Source organism: Georgenia deserti, assembly GCF_042680605.1.
In the GTDB taxonomy this organism is placed as follows: domain Bacteria; phylum Actinomycetota; class Actinomycetes; order Actinomycetales; family Actinomycetaceae; genus Allobogoriella; species Allobogoriella deserti.
This window is the reverse complement of the sequence record NZ_JBHUEE010000001.1, coordinates 126,588-142,714: the sequence shown is the minus strand read 5'-3', so window position 1 is coordinate 142,714 and position 16,127 is coordinate 126,588. Positions and strand designations below refer to the sequence as shown.

15 protein-coding genes and 3 tRNA genes are annotated in these 16,127 nt (G+C 71.8%); 9 read left to right on the top strand and 9 right to left on the bottom strand.

Going from position 1 to position 16,127, the window contains the following annotated elements:
- The gene (locus ACFSE6_RS00700) at positions 1–1,377 is read right to left on the bottom strand and encodes a dihydrolipoyl dehydrogenase family protein (protein ID WP_388001784.1); all 1,377 of its coding nucleotides are present in this window, start codon (positions 1,375–1,377) and stop codon (positions 1–3) included.
- Positions 1,378–1,439: 62 nt separating this feature from the next.
- Positions 1,440–2,168 carry a phosphotransferase gene (locus ACFSE6_RS00695; RefSeq protein WP_388001783.1) on the bottom strand — a complete coding sequence of 243 codons (729 nt, stop codon included), beginning with the start codon at positions 2,166–2,168 and terminating at the stop codon, positions 1,440–1,442.
- A gap of 113 nt (positions 2,169–2,281) precedes the next feature.
- On the opposite strand from ACFSE6_RS00695, the gene ACFSE6_RS00690 reads away from it, so the two are divergent.
- Complete coding sequence (locus tag ACFSE6_RS00690) at positions 2,282–3,547, top strand: DUF418 domain-containing protein (RefSeq protein ID WP_388001782.1); 1,266 nt, start codon at positions 2,282–2,284, stop codon at positions 3,545–3,547.
- Between the two features lie 118 nt (positions 3,548–3,665).
- Here ACFSE6_RS00690 and ACFSE6_RS00685 read toward each other — a convergent pair whose 3' ends face one another.
- The 6 genes from ACFSE6_RS00685 to ACFSE6_RS00660 form a co-directional block, all read right to left on the bottom strand.
- Positions 3,666–3,923 (bottom strand): GlsB/YeaQ/YmgE family stress response membrane protein, encoded by a 258-nt coding sequence (locus tag ACFSE6_RS00685; RefSeq protein WP_388001781.1) that lies wholly within the window; start codon positions 3,921–3,923, stop codon positions 3,666–3,668.
- Positions 3,924–4,049: 126 nt separating this feature from the next.
- Complete coding sequence (locus ACFSE6_RS00680) at positions 4,050–4,973, bottom strand: AEC family transporter (RefSeq protein WP_388001780.1); 924 nt, start codon at positions 4,971–4,973, stop codon at positions 4,050–4,052.
- Between the two features lie 204 nt (positions 4,974–5,177).
- Positions 5,178–5,957 (bottom strand): endonuclease/exonuclease/phosphatase family protein, encoded by a 780-nt coding sequence (locus tag ACFSE6_RS00675; RefSeq protein ID WP_388001779.1) that lies wholly within the window; start codon positions 5,955–5,957, stop codon positions 5,178–5,180.
- A 1-nt stretch (position 5,958) separates the two neighbouring features.
- The gene (gene msrB / locus ACFSE6_RS00670; RefSeq protein WP_388001778.1) at positions 5,959–6,378 is read right to left on the bottom strand and encodes a peptide-methionine (R)-S-oxide reductase MsrB; all 420 of its coding nucleotides are present in this window, start codon (positions 6,376–6,378) and stop codon (positions 5,959–5,961) included.
- Positions 6,365–8,155 carry a mechanosensitive ion channel family protein gene (locus ACFSE6_RS00665; protein ID WP_388001777.1) on the bottom strand — a complete coding sequence of 597 codons (1,791 nt, stop codon included), beginning with the start codon at positions 8,153–8,155 and terminating at the stop codon, positions 6,365–6,367. The genes msrB and ACFSE6_RS00665 overlap by 14 nt, the downstream gene beginning before the upstream one ends.
- 84 nt (positions 8,156–8,239) lie before the next feature.
- Positions 8,240–8,740: a GNAT family N-acetyltransferase gene (locus ACFSE6_RS00660; RefSeq protein WP_388001776.1), complete on the bottom strand. Its 501-nt coding sequence runs from the start codon at positions 8,738–8,740 to the stop codon at positions 8,240–8,242.
- A gap of 75 nt (positions 8,741–8,815) precedes the next feature.
- Between ACFSE6_RS00660 and ACFSE6_RS00655 the strand changes: the two genes are divergently transcribed.
- Together ACFSE6_RS00655 and surE are read left to right on the top strand one after the other, a co-directional pair.
- Positions 8,816–9,859 (top strand): 1-phosphofructokinase family hexose kinase, encoded by a 1,044-nt coding sequence (locus tag ACFSE6_RS00655; RefSeq protein WP_388001775.1) that lies wholly within the window; start codon positions 8,816–8,818, stop codon positions 9,857–9,859.
- A gap of 2 nt (positions 9,860–9,861) precedes the next feature.
- Positions 9,862–10,731: a 5'/3'-nucleotidase SurE gene (gene surE / locus ACFSE6_RS00650; RefSeq protein WP_388001774.1), complete on the top strand. Its 870-nt coding sequence runs from the start codon at positions 9,862–9,864 to the stop codon at positions 10,729–10,731.
- Positions 10,732–10,769: 38 nt separating this feature from the next.
- Here the strand turns inward: surE and ACFSE6_RS00645 are convergent, their stop codons facing one another.
- Positions 10,770–11,138, bottom strand: coding sequence for a metallopeptidase family protein (locus ACFSE6_RS00645; protein WP_388002341.1), 369 nt, complete (start codon positions 11,136–11,138; stop codon positions 10,770–10,772).
- A 222-nt stretch (positions 11,139–11,360) separates the two neighbouring features.
- Between ACFSE6_RS00645 and ACFSE6_RS00640 the strand changes: the two genes are divergently transcribed.
- The 6 genes from ACFSE6_RS00640 to ACFSE6_RS00615 all read left to right on the top strand — a co-directional run bounded on the left by ACFSE6_RS00640 (position 11,361) and on the right by ACFSE6_RS00615 (position 16,097).
- Positions 11,361–11,433: transfer RNA gene (locus tag ACFSE6_RS00640), tRNA-Glu, on the top strand.
- A 62-nt stretch (positions 11,434–11,495) separates the two neighbouring features.
- A tRNA-Asp gene (locus ACFSE6_RS00635) sits at positions 11,496–11,569 on the top strand.
- Positions 11,570–11,612: 43 nt separating this feature from the next.
- Positions 11,613–11,688 (top strand) — tRNA-Phe (locus tag ACFSE6_RS00630).
- Positions 11,689–11,936: 248 nt separating this feature from the next.
- Positions 11,937–12,143 (top strand): hypothetical protein, encoded by a 207-nt coding sequence (locus ACFSE6_RS00625; protein WP_388001773.1) that lies wholly within the window; start codon positions 11,937–11,939, stop codon positions 12,141–12,143.
- Between the two features lie 205 nt (positions 12,144–12,348).
- Positions 12,349–13,224 carry an ABC transporter ATP-binding protein gene (locus ACFSE6_RS00620; RefSeq protein ID WP_388001772.1) on the top strand — a complete coding sequence of 292 codons (876 nt, stop codon included), beginning with the start codon at positions 12,349–12,351 and terminating at the stop codon, positions 13,222–13,224.
- Positions 13,221–16,097: an ABC transporter permease gene (locus tag ACFSE6_RS00615; protein ID WP_388001771.1), complete on the top strand. Its 2,877-nt coding sequence runs from the start codon at positions 13,221–13,223 to the stop codon at positions 16,095–16,097. Before ACFSE6_RS00620 ends, ACFSE6_RS00615 begins: the two co-directional genes overlap by 4 nt.
- Positions 16,098–16,127 lie beyond the last annotated feature (30 nt).

The following is a 16,127-nucleotide window of genomic DNA, read 5'->3' as shown; positions in this document are numbered from 1 at the left end:
TCAGGCAGCCAGGTCGCGCAGCGCGTCCTCGATGGTCCGGTGGAACGTGGGATAGGCGTAGATCATGTCCCGCAGCTGCGCCGTCGGGACCTCGCCGTGGACGGCGACGGCAAGTACACCGAGGATCTCCCCGCCGGACGGGCCCGCCGCCGTCGCCCCCACCAGCACACCGCGATCCGCGTCCTCGACGAGTTTGACGAATCCGGCGCTACCTGCGCCGTGGATCCATCCACGGGCCGAGGAAGAGACCTGTGCCTGTCCGGTGCGGACGGTCAGCCCACGGTCGCGGGCCTGTTCCTCGGTGAGGCCGACGGCGCCGACCTCGGGTTCGGTGAAGGTCACCCTCGGGACGGCGCGGTAGTCGGCACCCGGCCCGTCCTGGCCGAGGATGTCGGCGACGGCGATGCCGGCCTGGTACATCGAGACGTGGGTGAAGGCGCCGTGGCCGGTGACGTCCCCGATCGCCCAGACCCCCTCGGCCGCACGCATGTGCTCGTCGACGTCGACGGTCCGAGCCGCGGTGTCCAGGCCGACGGCGCCCACGCCGAGCGCCTCCAGGTCGGTGCCGCGACCGGCGGCGACCAGCAGGTGGGCGGCGGTGAGGCGTTGTCCGCCGCCCAGGTGCAGGGTGAACGTCTCGCCGTCGAACTCGACGCGCTCGGCGCGCGCGTCCGTGTGCACCGCGACGCCCTCGTCGGCGAAGGTCTCGGCGATGAGGTCACCGGCTTCCGGCTCGTCGGCGGCCAGCAGCCGCGACCCCGCCTCGAGAACCGTCACCTCCGCACTGAACCGGGCGAAGACCTGCGCGAACTCGCAGCCGACCGGACCGCCACCGATCACGATGAGCGAGTCCGGCACCTCGGCGACGGCCACCGCCTCGCGGTTGGTCCAATACGGGGTGGATTCGAGCCCCTCGATCGGGGGCAGCGTGGGCTCCGTGCCGGGGTTCAGCACGACGGCGCGGGCGGCGGCGAAGACGCGTTCGCCGTCGTCGGTGGTCACGGTCACCTCACCCGGGGCCGTCAGGCGCGCCCGGCCGCGGACGAACCGGCCGCCTGACTTCTCGAACCGCTCGACGGCGGCCGCGTCGTCCCAGTCGGTGGTGGCCTCCTCGCGGATGCGGGTGGCGACCGGCGTCCAGCTCGGGCTGACCTCGGCTCGTCCCGCGAGGTCGTCGACGCGTCTGGCCTCCGCGAGCGCCTCGGATGCGCGGACCATCATCTTGGTGGGCACGCACGCCCAGTACGGACACTCGCCACCGACCAGCCGGGCTTCGACACCGACGACGTCCAGGCCGGCTTCCGCCAACCGCGCGGCGGCGTGCTCGCCGCCGGGCCCCATCCCGATCACCACGACGTCCACGGCCTCAGCCGGCATGTCGTCCCCCTTCTCGCGTGCTGCCGCTCAGTCCACCACACATCGGCGGCAGCCACAGCGGATTACAGACGACGGCGGAGCTCAACTGCGTGCGTATCGGTCCAGGTCCTGGCTCGGCGCACCTGCTCGGGGACGCCGGCGCGTTCCAGGTCTCTCATCGCGGAGTCGCCGGCGGCGGCACCGGCCTCGATTCCGGTCGCGCAGCGCTCCTGCCACCGCAGGACGGTCGGGATGAGCTCCTCGCGGTCCACTCTGCCGTAGCTGTCGCAGATGAGGCGGAGGTGGTCGGCCGCGACGTCGATGTCGGTGCCGGGACCCAGTGGCACAAACTGCCAAGCCACGTGCGCGACGTCCTCGATGCGGCGACCGGGACCGGCGATGTCCCAGTCGACGAACGCGACCGGCATGAGTGCACCGGTGCGGTCGGGCCGGCAGATCGTGTTGCGGGGGTCGAGGTCGTGGTGGCAGACCACCTCCTGCTCCCCCGCGAGCACGGTCCCGGCGGTGCGGTCGTGCAGCTGCCGGGTGAGCCGGACGACTGCGGCCAGGGCATCCGGTTCGGCGAGGCGCGCCCGGACCTCGGGCTCCGCACCCGAGCGGCCGGGGAGGTGGGTGAGCACCTCGGTCCGGCCGTCGGTGCGGACGAGGCGTGGGGCGCCCGGCCATTCCGCCAGATGCTCGAGCAGGGCGTGGACGAACGCGGCGTTCGGCCCGAGTGCTCGGTGGACCTCGTCGCCGTGACGGACCACCTCGTTCACGAATCCCCCGTCGAGGCGTTCACCGTCACTCACCGCGTACCTCCTGCTCGTCCGTTCCGGTCATGCGTGCCGCGCGGTCGGATCCATGACCGTTGTCACTGGTCGCGGGCCTGACCGCCTTCTACTCTCGGCCGCAGGAGGTGGGGATGTCCACGACGACGATCACCCGCGGACCCGCACGGGAGACGGAACGGGCGCCGGCGCCGGACCTCGCGCGCGGTTTCATGCTGCTGCTCATCGCGGTGGCGAACACGCCGTTCTACCTCTGGGGGCGCGAGCACGCCGCGTCGGGCACCGCGCATCCGGTCGACGGCTCGACGTTCGATCGCATCGCCCAGGCGTTGATCATCACGACCGTGGACCTGCGGGTCTACCCGATGTTCGCCTTCCTGTTCGGGTACGGCATGGTCCAGCTCTACCGGCGTCAGGTGGCCGCTGGGACGCCCGAACGCGCCGGTCGACGGCTGCTGCAACGCAGGAACCGCTGGCTGCTCGTCTTCGGCCTGCTCCACGCCGCCCTGCTGTGGATGGGTGACGTGCTCGGCGCGTACGGGCTGGCCGGGCTGCTGCTCGTGGCCCTGTTCTTCCGGCGCTCGGACCGGACGTTGCTCGTCTGGGCCGGAGTCCTCACCGGCGTGCTCATGGCGATGGCGGCGCTCAGCGTCGTGGGCGGGTACGCCATGGCGCAGCTGCCGCCCGATTCCGAAGTCACCGCCATGATGGACTTCGGCTCGGACGACGCCGGCGTCGCGGAACCGAACTACCTGGCCTCGATTCTGCCCCGACTCGCGTTCTGGGTACTGCTCGTCGTGGGACAGGGCCTGCTCATGCTCGCCGTGCCGATCATGATCCTGCTGGCGTTCGTCGCAGGTCGGAGGCAGATCCTCGAGCATCCCGGTGAGTACCTGCGGCTGCTGCGGGGCCTCGCCGCCGGGGGCATCGCCGTCGGCTGGCTCGGGGGACTGCCGCACGCGCTGGCACACATCGGTGTCTGGGACGTCCCGGACCAGGCGATGTGGGCGTTCATGGCGGTCCAGCTCGCCACCGGCATGTTCGGCGGCCTGGGGTACGTCGCCCTGTTCGGGCTGATCGGCCACCGGATCGCGGCGCGCCGGACCGCTGGGGACGCGGGCTCGGCGGCGCGCCCGGCCGGAGCCGTCGCCGCCGTCGGGAAGCGGTCGCTCTCGTGCTACCTCGCGCAGTCCGTGCTGTGCGCCCCGGTGCTCTCCGCCTGGGGGCTCGGCCTCGGTGCGGACCTCGGCAGCGCGACGATGGCGTTGTACGCGATCGGTGTGTGGCTGGTCATCGCCGTGCTGGCGGCGTGGTTCGAACGCTCGCGGCGGCGCGGACCCGCGGAGGTGCTGCTGCGCCGGCTGGTGTACCGGGGAGCGGCCGGCGCAGCGCGATCATGACCGCGGCGGGTCTCGTTCTGGACGCGGCGGAGGCCGGCCTGACGCTGCCGGTCCTGGCGCACGAGACGGGCCGGCAGTCCCGTCGGGGTGCCGGCCCGTCGATGTGTGCGCCGCGGGATCAGGTGGTCGTGGAGCGACGCCCCGCGAAACCGAGGTAGAGGGAGATCAACAGGATCGACAGCACGATGCCGACGATCCACGTGACGATGGTGCTGCCGCCGAACAGGGTGTCAGCGAGCCAGCCCCCACCGAGTGCGCCGAGGGCCCCCAGGATGATCGTCCAGATGATCCCGATGTTCTGCTTGCCCCGCATGAACAAACGAGCCAAGGCGCCGAAGATCGCGCCGAGAATGAGAAGTCCGATGAGGGAACCCATCTGTGTCCCACCTTTCGTGTCGGGTCCGACGCAAGGAAGCGTCCCAGCACCGTCGGTACCCCGCATCCGGGGACGAGCTATGTCACATCTGTCACACCCAGCGCACCGGTCCCGCCGCTCGCAACCTCAGCCGAGGAGTGCCACGAGCGCGACGATGACCGGCACCGAGACGATGGTCGAGACGAGGATGGTGTCACGGACCATCGGGACGGCCCGGCCGTAGCGCATGGCGTAGACGAAGATGTTCTGCGCCGTCGGGAGTGCGCCGACGATGACCGGGGCGAGCAAGTCGTCACCGGTGAGGCCGAAGACGCGTGCGGCGAGCAGGTACGCGATGACGGGGCCGGCGAGACACCGAGTGGCCACCGCCGCCCACATCGGCCCGCGCACGTCCCCACGGCCCGGCGCGGGCGCACCGCGCAGGGAGAAGCCGAACGCGACGAGCATGACCGGGACGGCGACGTCGGCCAGGAGATCGATGGGCATCATGACGACCGCGGGCAGGCTGACGCCCGTCATGGCGAGCACCAGGCCGGCGAGGACGGACAGGACGAGCGGGTTGCGCAACGGGGTGGTCAGGGCCTGAGTGCGGGAGACGCTGCCGCGGCCGGTCTGCGCGTCCAGGATGGAGAACCCGACGGGGACCATCACGAGCAGTTGCAGCAGGAGCACCGGCGCGATCGTGGCGGCGTCTCCGACGGCGAAGACGAGCAGGGGGATGCCGAGGTTGCCCGCGTTGACGTAGCTCACGGTCAACGCCCCGAGCGTGAGGTCGGCGCCGCGCAGCCGGGTCAGAAGCCGGGCGAGCACGGCGTAGGCGGCGGCAAGGATGAGCGCGGTGGAGATCACCACCACGGCGCTCGCCGAGAACACCTCGGTGACGTCGGCGCCGGCCAGCGTACGGATCATCAGGGCCGGAGTGGCGGCATAGAACGTCAGGCGGGAGAGGACGGCGTCGGCGCCGTCGGGAAGCGCACGCCAGCGGGCGAGCAGGTAGCCGAGGGTCGCGACGACGCCGAGGCCGACGAATCCCGTCAGTACCCCGCCCACGCACTCCCCTTTCCTCCGCAGGTCCGGGGGCCATCCTCGCACCACGCCATGGCAGGCCGGCCGAGGGCTGGGCACTGCACACGATTGACTACTCGCGCGGGTAGAGGGGGCAGGGGGCGGGAGCCGCGCTGCACACGATTGACTACTCGCGGGGGGTAGAGGGCCGGGGCGGGACGCGCGTCGGACAACCGTGCCGAGTGATGGTCAGGAGACGAGGGTGACGTCCGCGCTGAGCCCGGCGTGGTCGGAGACCGAGAAGTGGTGCGCCCGGCCCGGCCCGTCGGCCACGAGACCGGCCCCGAGCAGGTGATCGATCTGCTTGCGCGGCCGGGCATTGGTGAACGTGTGTGCCGTGGCCAGCGACGAGTACCCCGTGGCGAGGGGGGCGACCCGCGACGGCGGCAGGTTGAGGTCACCGCCGAGCAGCGCCGGTCCGGGCAGGGTCCGCATCGAGTCGAGGCAGGTGGCGAGCTGGCCTCGCGCGGTGTCGACCATGACGGACAGGTGCGCGACGCCCACCGAGACGGGCCCGACCTCGGTGAGGAGTACGCCGGCGAGGAAGACCCGGTCGACGTCGGGCCACCAGCCACGCGCCGTCCACCATGGTCCGACCCGCCGCAGGCCGCTGCCCCGCAAGGGTCGCACGTGCCAGCTGCGGACCGGATACCGACTCAGCAGGGCCAGGCCGTACCCCCGGGACACCTCGGAGCGTGGCGCAGGCACGGCCAGGCCTGCCGGGCCGAAGACGAGGTTGGCGGCGAAACGGTGCCGCATGCCGAGGGCGCCGGCAAGCGCCCCGGCCTGATCGACGCCGCCGGAGCGGGGGTGGCGCTTGTCGACCTCCTGCAGCAGGACGACGTCGGGCGCGAGCTCGGCGATCTCCGCCGCGGCCCGCCGGACCGTGCGCCGGCTCGCCCGGCTCCCGGCGTCTGCGGCCGTCGCCGCCGGAAGGAAGTGCTTGACGTTGAGGGTCAGCACCCGCATGTCAGTCCTGCTGATCCGGGGACTCCTCGAACGTCAGCGCCACGGAGTTCATGCAGTAGCGGTCCCCGGTGGGAGTCTGCGGGGCGTCGTCGAAGACGTGCCCGAGGTGGGAGTCGCAGCGGGCGCACCGCACCTCGGTGCGGACCATCCCGTGCGAGCGGTCCTCGATCAGCGTCACGGCGTCGGAGTCCTGCGGGGCGTAGAAGCTCGGCCACCCGCAGTGCGAGTCGAACTTGGTCCGCGAGCGGAAGAGTTCGGCTCCGCAGGCTCGGCACCGGTAGATGCCCTCGCGGTCCTCGTTCAGCAACGCACCGGTGTAGGGACGCTCGGTGGCCGCACGGCGCAGCACCTGGAACTCGAACGGGTCGAGGAGCCCCTGCCACTCCTCGTCGGACCTGGTGATCTTCTCAGGCGTCGTCATGTCCTCCATGGTCCCCCTCGGAGTCGCTGCCGCGCACCTGGGGGTCACCCAACGGCATGCGCCGCTGCTCGCCGGTGCGCTGCTGCTCGCCGGGACGCTGCTGCGGCAAGGGCGCCGTCCCGCGCACCTCGGTCTCCTCCGCGTCCGCCGCGGGCGTGCCGGCCGCCGGTGCGCCGTCGTCGTCCGCGGCGTTCTGCTCACCCTCGTGGGAGGCCTGGTCGGCGGCCCGGCGCTGCTCGGCCGCCTGCTCGCGTTCGGCGTAGACCTCCTCACCGGGCCCGGCGAACTGCTGAGCCCGCTGCTCGTTCTCCGGCGACCCCGTGAACATCGCGGAACGATGGGCTCCGCTGGAGGTGGTGGGTCCGGGCTCGGCGGCGGCGTCCGGATCGACCGTGCGGTCCTGGACCGACGTGCGTTCGGGCAGCGGGACGTTCATCACCACGGTCTCGTCCACCGACGCACGGGGCCGGGGCCGGGGTTCGCGGCGTGCGAGACGGCCGGCGTTCTCTTTCGCCCGGCGGCGGTCCTCCCGTTCGGCGCGGCGCCGTGCGCGACGTGCCGCCGCCTCGCGCGCTCGGCGGCGTTCCGGGTCCTCGGAGATCGTCACCGCCATGGTGTCCGGCGTCTCACGGCGGCGCTGGAGCTCTGGTTCGGCGAGTTCCTTCATCTCCTCCGCGAGCGGTCCGGTGTTCAGCGCCGGCGCCTCCGGCTCGTCCACCCAGTACTCCTCGACGCGGCTGCGCGGCAGGGCGTACGGGGCGTTGGTCTGCAGCCAGTCGACGAGCGCCTCGCGCAGGTAGTACTTGAGGTCGGTGATCGTCGGGGTGTCCTTGGCGGAGACCAGGGCGCGGACCCGGATGAAGCCGCCGACGGCGTCGAAGACCTGCAGCACACCGATCCGCCCGTCCCACAGGTCGGTTCCCGCCAGGAGCCGTTCGAGCTCCGCCCGCATGGCGGGGATGGGCACGCGCCAGTCGACGTCGAACTCCACCGTGCCGAGCAGTTCCGGTGCCCGCCGGGTCCAGTTCTCGAAGGGGGTGGTGGTGAAGTAGGTGGACGGCATGATCATGCGCCGGTCGTCCCAGATGCGGACGACGACGTAAGTGAGGGTGATCTCCTCCACGTACGCGAACTCGTCCTCCACGATGACGATGTCGTCGACGCGGATGGAGTCCGTCAGGGCGATCTGGAGCCCGGCGAACACGCTGCCGAGGGTGGTCTGCGCGGCCAGGCCGGCGACGACGGAGATGATGCCCGCAGAGGCGAGGATCGAGGCCCCTGCGGCACGCGCCCCGGGGAAGGTGAGCAGGACGGCCGCGATGCCGAGGACGACGGCCACGGCGATGGCCACGCGGCGGATCACCTGGGCCTGGGTCTGGATCCGGCGGGCCTTGCCGCTCGTGGTGTCCGGGCCGAGTCGGTCGAGCACGACGTCCTCGACCACCCGGATGAGGCCGACGACGAACCAGACGCCGGCGAGGATGGCGAGAATGAGCAGGACGTGCTCGGTGATATCGCGCCAGCGTGGCGGGTCGACACCGCGCGGCAACGGCGTGGCGACGATGAAGGCGATCCACGCCCCGACGACAGCGCCGATCGCGTAGAACGGGCGCCGGCAGCGGTTACGGATGAACCGCGCCAGGGGCCGGCCGCGGCCGATCGCGCGGATCAACGCGGAGATCAGGACGGCTACCAGGAAGCCGCCGACGAGCCCGGCCGCCGTCCACAGCACGACGGAGACGAACTCGAACGTCACCTCGATGGCCTGGTCATCCATGACCCAAGGCTAGGCGGCTCTCCTGGAGGTTCGCTGGGGATGGGCCTGGTGTTCGCTGTGCCGCGCCCGTGCGGCCCGTCATGTTCACAGGTCCTTGCCGAGGAAGACGTCGACGTACGGGTTCTCCTCGAACGGCTCGACCGGCTGATAACCCGCCGAGGTGCACAGCGTCATGGCTTCGTTCAGGGAGCTGTTGAGGCTGAGCACCACGCGACGTGCTCCGAGGGCGCGCGCCCGGTTCTCCAGAGCGCGCAGCAGGAACCGGCCCAGCCCCTGGCCACGGAGATCGGGGACGAGCCAGATGCGTTGGAGTTCCGCGGTGTCTCCGGAGTCGGCACGCAGCCGAACACCCCCGCACCCCAGGACAGCGGCGGTGCCGAGTTCGGTGACGAGGATGAAGTCGCCGCGCGGCGGTGTGACGTCCGCGCCGGGGACCGAGTCGAGCAGCTCCGGACGGAAGCCGCCTTCGAGTCGTTCGGCGAGTTCGTCGTAGTAGCGACCGAGCGCCTTGGCCGCACGCTCGCTCGCGGCCTGACCCTCGAGGATCCGGACCGGCCGCGGCAGCTGGGTCGACGACGTCGCCATCGCAACATGGTGCCTTGGCCGGCGACCGCGCGCCAGAAGGGCGCCGGCGGGCACGGGCAACTACGCTCCGACGTCATGGACGGGTCTGAGCCGGACCACGCTCCGCGCATCTGCGTCGTCGCTCCGACGCCCCTGCTGGTCATGGAGATCGCCGCCGGGGCGGCGGGTCAGGCTGGCACGGCCACCTCGATCGATCCGGCAGGCGATGGCCCGGAGGTCCCTGAGCAGCATGCGGACATCCACATGCATCCGGGCGGTCAGGGACTGTGGGTCGCGCGGATGGCGGTCTCGCTCGGTGCCGCAGTGACGGTGTGCGGACCGTTCGGCGGGGAGCTGGGCAGCTCCATCGTCCAGATGCTCAACGCGGCCGAGCTCACGGTCCGGTCAGTGACCGCAGGCGCGGGGAACGGGGCGTACGTGTTCGACCTGCGTGGCCAGGACCGCGAGATCGTCGCGCACATGCCTCCGCCGCCGCTGACCCGGCACGAGCTCGACGACCTCTACGGCACGGTGCTGGTCGACGCCCTGGACTCGGACGTGCTGGTCCTGACGGGAGCCGAACCGGCGTCCGTGGTACCGCCGTCGTTCTTCGGGCGGATCACCGCCGATGTGCGCGCGGCGGGCAAGCCGGTCGTCGCCGATCTCTCGGGCGAGGCGGCGACGGCTGCGGCCGACGCCGGCCCGACGGTGCTGAAGATGAGTCACGAGGAGGTGGTCGAGGCGGGGCTGGCCGAGGATTCGACCGAGGCACTACGGCAGGCGGCCGAGGGTCTCGTGGCCGGCGGAGTCACCGCCATGGTGGTCTCCCGGGCGGCCGACCCGGCTCTGCTGGTGACGGCGGACGGCGCACGGTACGCCGTCGGTCCGGTGGTCTCCCCGCTGGACCATCGCGGCGCCGGCGACTCGATGACCGCGGGGATCGCCGTCGGGCTGGGCCGCGGCCTCGAGGTCACCGACGCGGTGCGGCTGGGAGCCGCCGCCGGGGCGCTGAACGTCACGCGCCGCGGGCTCGGGACCGGCCGGCGCGACCAGATCGAGCGCTTCGCCGAACGCGTGAGCATCACGGACGCGGACACGGCAGACAACGGCGACGGCGAGGAAGCGGAAGGAGCCGACTGAGCGTGCACGTGCTGGTGACGAACGACGACGGCATCACCTCCTACGGACTGACCGTGCTCGCCCAGGCGGCACTCGCGGCCGGGCACGAGGTGACCGTCGTCGCCCCGCACCGGCAGTACTCCGGGGCGAGCGCGGCGTTGACCGCGCAGGAGTCCGAGGGGCAGCTCGTCTTCGTCGAGGAACGACCCGAGGGCCTGCCGGAGCAGGTCCGGGCGTTCGGGGTGAAGGCGGCTCCCGGTCTGATCGGGTTCGTCGCCTCGTTCGGGGCGTTCGGCTTCCGGCCGGACGTGGTGCTCTCCGGCATCAACCTCGGGGCGAACACGGGCCGCGCGATCCTGCACTCAGGAACAGTCGGCGCCGCGCTCTCCGCGGCCCAGCACGGCATCCGGGCCATGGCCGTCTCCATCGCGGCCGGCGGTCCGCAGCACTGGGACACCGCCCGCCATGTGACCGACCATGCGCTCGCCTGGCTGCTCGAGATCGACGGCATCGGCGACCGGGTGCTCAACGTCAACGTCCCGGACGTGGCGCCGGACCGGCTCCGCGGCATCCGGCCGGCCTCGTTGGCGAGCTTCGGTGCGGTCCAGGCCCGGGTGAAGGAACTGGGCACCGGGTACGTCCAGCTCACGTACACGGGGGTCGAGGCGGAAGAGGAGCCGGGCACCGACCACTACCTACTGGCCCGCGGGTGGGCGACGCTGACCATGTTGCGGGCGCCGGTGGCCGACGACGGCGGGGTGAGCCTGCCGCGGGTCGACGGCACGCAGTCGGCGGCCGCCGGTCAGGAGGGCGAGCCTCTGGTGGACGTCTCCTCCGGGACGGTGATCTCCACCGGTGAGGACGCTCCGGCCGGCGAGGTCGAGGAGGAGTGATCGAGGAAGGAGCGACCCGGAGCGGCCCGGCGGCGCGCTCACGACCAGCCGAGCTCGTGGAGGCGCTCGTCGTCGATCCCGAAGTGATGGGCGATCTCGTGCACCACGGTGACCGCGACCTCGTCGACGACCTCTTCCTCGGACGTGCACAGCCGGAGGGTGGGACCTCGAAAGATGGTGATGCGGTCGGGCAGCGACCCGGCCGCCCACCAGTCACCGCGGTCGGTGAGCGGAGTGCCCTCGTAGAGGCCGAGCAGGTCGGGCTCGTCGTCCGGTCCGTCGGCGAGCTGTTCGGGCGTCGGCTCCTCCTCCACGAGCACGACAACGTTGTCCATGTGCGCGGTCAGTTCCGGCGGGATGAGGTCGAGCGCATCGGAGACGGCTTCCTCGAACGCCTCACGGCTCATCGTCACCACGGCACCATGGTGCCTGTTCCGGTCGTCAGCGCGCTCTGTTCAGGGCGCGGGCGCGCCCTCTCGCAAGCGCCGGCACGCCCTCTCGCGGGTGGTCGAGCCGAACCCGGAGCGAGGTGATGATCGGCACACCGGGCGCGCTTTGCTCCGGAGACCAACTTCCCCGTATGCTGTCGGAGGTCTTGGGGCGCTTCGGCGTCACGGGCGTCCGACCGGGCCCCCATCGTCTAGCGGCCTAGGACCCCGCCCTTTCACGGCGGTAGCACGGGTTCGAATCCCGTTGGGGGTACGCAAGCTCCTCCGTGGGTTCGCACCATTGAATGAAGAACGAGGCTTCGGCCTCACAAACAAGGCCCCGTGGCGCAGTTGGTTAGCGCGCCGCCCTGTCACGGCGGAGGTCGCGGGTTCAAGTCCCGTCGGGGTCGCGGTGGACGAACGCCCGGTCGAAAGGCCGGGCGTTCGTCACTTGGCTCTGTAGCTCAGTTGGTAGAGCGTTCGACTGAAAATCGAAAGGTCGGCGGTTCGACCCCGCCCGGAGCCACCACCACTGTGAAGCCCCCTGGTTCGCCGGGGGGCTTCGTCGTTCCCGAAGACCGCCTCGTCGAGCCCGAGGGCCCTCGCTCTGGGGGTCGGCGTCGGCACCCGCCCGTGGTAGCGGCACCCGCGCATGCGTCCCACCGCTCACCACAGCACCACAAGCTCGCCCGAGCACCATGTGTGTTGTCCACACTCCCTTCCGGCGTGACGCGGCCAGTGCCACGATGGCGTCGTCGTCCGTCGACGGGAGTGACCATGACGTTCCACAAATCCCCGCTGTTTCTGGCGGCGATCCTCGCCGTCGGCCTGGCGTGCGCGTTCACGGTCAGCGACGCCGGCGTCCGGTGGATCTGGGCCGACCGCCCCGCGATCGCCGCCGGACTCGTCGTGCTCGCGGCCGCGTACCTCCTGGCCCTGTACCTCCAGCAACGCAAGGCCGTACGCGCGCGCAACCGCGACTGAGTCCGCCGGGCGCCCGCGCCGGCGCCCGGCGTGCCGGTGACGCCCCCCACGTGCGTCCTACCGCCCACGTCGGCACGACTACTCAGCCCGGCACCACACCGAACACCACGAGCTCAGCCAGGCACCGCAACGAGCATCACGGTCCGGCGAGAATCGGGGATCACCCTGATCCCACGGCGGAGCGCACTGCGCGAGAATCGGTGGCATGCCCCGGCACCTGGTTCGCCGACTGTTCGCCCGCTCCGCTGACTCCGACCCCGCCCCTCCCGTCGAATCGCACCTCGCCCCACACGTCGCCCGGCCGGAAGCCTTCCGTCCTGTCGAGGATCCGATCGTCCGCGCCCGCACCCTGAGCAAGGTCTACGGCTCCGGCAACACCCACGTCCGGGCGCTCGACGGCGTCGATCTCGATCTCGCGCGCGGGGCCCTCACGGCCGTCATGGGGCCGTCGGGCTCCGGTAAGTCCACCCTCATGCACTGCCTGGCCGGCCTGGACTCGCCCAGCTCGGGATCGATCCGCCTGGACGACATCGAGATCTCGGGGATGAGCCAGCGACGCCTGACCGCCCTGCGTCGCACACGGATCGGCTTCATCTTCCAGGCCTACAACCTCGTTCCGACGCTCACCGCCGCCGAGAACATCACCCTGCCGCTGGACATCGCCCGGCTACCGGTCGACCGGGACCGGTTCGACCTCATCGTGCGGACCCTCGAGTTGTCGGACCGGCTGCACCATCGCCCGACCGAGCTCTCCGGCGGACAGCAGCAGCGAGTGGCGTGCGCGCGGGCGTTGATCTCGGCGCCGGCCGTGGTCTTCGCCGACGAGCCGACCGGAAATCTGGACTCCTCGGCGGCCGCCGAGGTGCTCGGCTTCCTGCGCCGGAGCGTCGACGAGCTGGGCCAGTCGGTTGTCATGGTCACCCACGAACCGACCGCCGCGGCCTACGCCGACCGGGTGGTTTTCCTCGCCGACGGTCGCCTGGAGGGCGAGCTCTACTCCCCCGACGCCGACGCCATCCTCGCGGCGCAGGGTGAGCTCGCCGCCGCTCGGGAGTCCGACCTCTCGACCCTCTCCGCATGATCCGGGTCGCCCTGCGGGAGATCCGCGCCCACCTCGTCAGGTTCCTGCTCAGCGTCCTCGCGGTCGCGCTCGGCATCGCCTTCGTCACCGGGACGTTCTCCTTGCGTGCCCTGCTGGCGGACACGTTCGGCGCGATCATCGAGTCCACCACCCAGGGCGATCTGTACGTGCGTGGCGTCGAGATGTCCGAGGACGAGATCGAGCAGCAGCAGGAACAGGAGCAAGAACAGCCGGAGCAGGAGCGGTCGGGACGCCAGAACCAGGACCGGAACGGCGCAATCGGCGAGGACGACGCCGCCGGACCGAACACGCCCGACGACGCCGCCGACGCGCCCACCGACCTGCCGAGCGACGCCACCGGCCTGCCCGAAGGCGCCCCCACGGACCTACCCGGCGAGCAAGCGCCCGACGAGACCCGTCCGGACGCCACGGCGCCCTCCGGCACAGCGCCGGAGGCTGACCGGGCCGACGAGTCCGCAACCGGCAACGGCCCGCCGGCCGAGGAGCAACCCGCGACCGGAGGCGGTGCGCAGCTGTTCGGTCCGCAACGGGTCCCGGTACCGATGGATCTGGCCGACGACGTCGGCAAGGTCGACGGCGTCGATCAGGCGGTACCGGACCTGCTGGGCACGGTGGTCCTCGTCGGCGCCGACGGACAGGCCGTCGTCAACGGGCAGGCCCCGTCGCTCGGCAGCGCACTACGTGAGAACGACCCCTCCGGCACCCTTCTCCAGGGGCGCGCACCCCGGGACGAAACCGAGATCGCACTCGAGACCACAGCCCTGGAGACCTCCGGCCTCGAGCTCGGCGACGAGACACAGGTGATCGTCGGCAACTCGGACCCCCGCGATGTCACCGTGGTCGGCGAGGTCACCTACGGCAACCCGATGGTCGGCACGATCCTCGTGCTCGTGGACGCCGCGACGGGCGAGGCGGCCTTCGCCCCGGACGGGACGGTGCCCTCGCTCGCCGTGTTCCTGGACGAGGGCGCCGACCGGGCCGCCGTCGCCGAGGGCATCCGGGACGTGCTCGGCCCAGACTCGGACCTCGAGGTGGTCACCGGCGACCAGGCCCGTGAGGAAGGGGCCGAGTCGATCAACCAGGTCCTGGGCTTCCTCGGCACGTTCCTCCTGGTCTTCGCCCTGATCTCGCTGTTCGTCGCCGCGTTCCTCATCTCCAACACGTTCGCGATGTCGGTGCGGCAACGCCAGCGCGAGTTCGCCCTGCTCCGCGCGGTCGGCGCCTCCCCGGGACAGGTCATGGTGACCGTGCTGGGGCAGGCCGTGGTCGTCGGGCTGGTGGGCTCCGCCGTGGGGATCGCCGGCGGTATCGGTCTCGTCGCCGTCGTACGCGCGTGGCTGGCGACCATGTCCATGGAGCTCGGCGGAAACGTGGCGGTGACCCCGGCGGAGGCACTCGGCGCCCTGGTGCTGGGGACCGCCATCGCCGTCGTCGCGGCGGCAGTGCCCGCGCGTCGCGCCGCAACCACGCCGCCGGTGGAGGCGATGCGTGAGGACGCCGTGACGGTCGAACGGTCCCTCCGGTTACGTGCCGCGGTCGGCGCGCTGCTGCTGGCCGGCGGCGTCGCCGCGACCCTGTGGTCCGTCCAGCCCGAGATCACCGGCGCGGGGACCTGGCTGGGGGTCGGCGCCGGCGCCGTCCTCCTCGGGACGCTCGCTGTCTCTCCGGTCATCGCCCGTGCAGTGCTCCGGGTACTTGCGTGGCCGTTCGTGGTCCTGATCCGGCCGGTCGGGCGGCTCGCACGCGGGAACGTCATGCGCAACCCGCGCCGCACGGCCAACACGGCCGGCGCCCTGATGATCGGTATGGCGCTCGTCGCGGCGTGCGCCGTCCTCGCCTCCTCCGCGGAGGAGTCGACCAGCTCCATCGTGGCCGACGAGGCGCGGGCGGACTTCTGGTTGCAGTCGGCGACCCGGTCGATCCCGCCAGGAGCGGCCTCGGCCGTCGAGGAGCAGCCCGAGGTGGGGCGCGCGGACCGGATCGCCAGCGGCCGAGCGGCGATCCGTGGCCCGGGAGGTGCGAGCGGGACGGACTCGGTGCTCGCCCTGCCGGCGGATGCCTTCGGGCGGACGATCGACGTCGAGACGGTGGACGGATCGCTCGGGTCCCTCGCCGACGGACAGGTGGCCGTCTCCCAGCCGACTGCGATCGAACGCGACTGGCACGTCGGCGACGAGCTGCGGATCACCGGCCCGAACGGCCGCCACACGACCGAGATCGGCGCCATCATCGCCTCCCAGGTGCTCAGCGGTGACGTGGTCATGGCGGAGGCCGACTTCCCGGATGCCGTGCCGGCCGGCCAGTCCCTCGTCGAGGCGCTCCTGGTCAACGCAGCGCCCGGCGTGACGCAGGCGGACCTGCGCGCGACGCTCGAGGATGTGACGGAGCCCTATCTCGTGGTGACCGTCCAGAACACCGACGAGCTGAGCAACTCCCTCGCGGACCAGGTCGAGCAGGCGATGGCGATCCTGTACGCCTTGCTCGGGCTGAGCGTCATCATCGCCGTGCTCGGTATCGTCAACACCCTGGCGCTGTCCGTCATCGAGCGGACCCGGGAGATCGGGCTGGTCCGCGCCGTCGGGCTCGGCAAGCTGCAGCTCGCGGCGACGATCACGATCGAATCCGTGCTCACTGCGGTCTTCGGCACGCTCCTGGGCGTAGCGGTCGGCGTGGGGCTCGCCTCGGCCCTTCCCTCCGTCTTCGCCGACGAGGGGCTGACGGAGCTGGCGATCCCCTGGGACCTGCTGGGCGGGATGGTGCTGCTCTCCGGCGTCGTCGGGGTGATCGCCGCGCTGTGGCCCGCATGGCGGGCGGCCGGACTGCCGGTCCTCGAGGCCGTCACGCAGGACTGAGACGATCAGGGGGCCGTGGCGGGAGACCCG

Excerpts from the sequence above, each read along its gene's own strand:
- ACFSE6_RS00700 (WP_388001784.1), bottom strand. The coding sequence starts at position 1,377 with ATGCCGGCTGAGGCCGTGGACGTCGTGGTGATCGGGATGGGGCCCGGC.
- ACFSE6_RS00690 (WP_388001782.1), top strand. The coding sequence starts at position 2,282 with ATGTCCACGACGACGATCACCCGCGGACCCGCACGGGAGACGGAACGG.
- ACFSE6_RS00685 (WP_388001781.1), bottom strand. The coding sequence starts at position 3,923 with ATGGGTTCCCTCATCGGACTTCTCATTCTCGGCGCGATCTTCGGCGCC.
- ACFSE6_RS00675 (WP_388001779.1), bottom strand. The coding sequence starts at position 5,957 with ATGCGGGTGCTGACCCTCAACGTCAAGCACTTCCTTCCGGCGGCGACG.
- msrB (WP_388001778.1), bottom strand. The coding sequence starts at position 6,378 with ATGACGACGCCTGAGAAGATCACCAGGTCCGACGAGGAGTGGCAGGGG.
- ACFSE6_RS00665 (WP_388001777.1), bottom strand. The coding sequence starts at position 8,155 with ATGGATGACCAGGCCATCGAGGTGACGTTCGAGTTCGTCTCCGTCGTG.
- ACFSE6_RS00660 (WP_388001776.1), bottom strand. The coding sequence starts at position 8,740 with ATGGCGACGTCGTCGACCCAGCTGCCGCGGCCGGTCCGGATCCTCGAG.
- ACFSE6_RS00655 (WP_388001775.1), top strand. The coding sequence starts at position 8,816 with ATGGACGGGTCTGAGCCGGACCACGCTCCGCGCATCTGCGTCGTCGCT.
- ACFSE6_RS00645 (WP_388002341.1), bottom strand. The coding sequence starts at position 11,138 with ATGAGCCGTGAGGCGTTCGAGGAAGCCGTCTCCGATGCGCTCGACCTC.
- ACFSE6_RS00625 (WP_388001773.1), top strand. The coding sequence starts at position 11,937 with ATGACGTTCCACAAATCCCCGCTGTTTCTGGCGGCGATCCTCGCCGTC.
- ACFSE6_RS00620 (WP_388001772.1), top strand. The coding sequence starts at position 12,349 with ATGCCCCGGCACCTGGTTCGCCGACTGTTCGCCCGCTCCGCTGACTCC.
- ACFSE6_RS00615 (WP_388001771.1), top strand. The coding sequence starts at position 13,221 with ATGATCCGGGTCGCCCTGCGGGAGATCCGCGCCCACCTCGTCAGGTTC.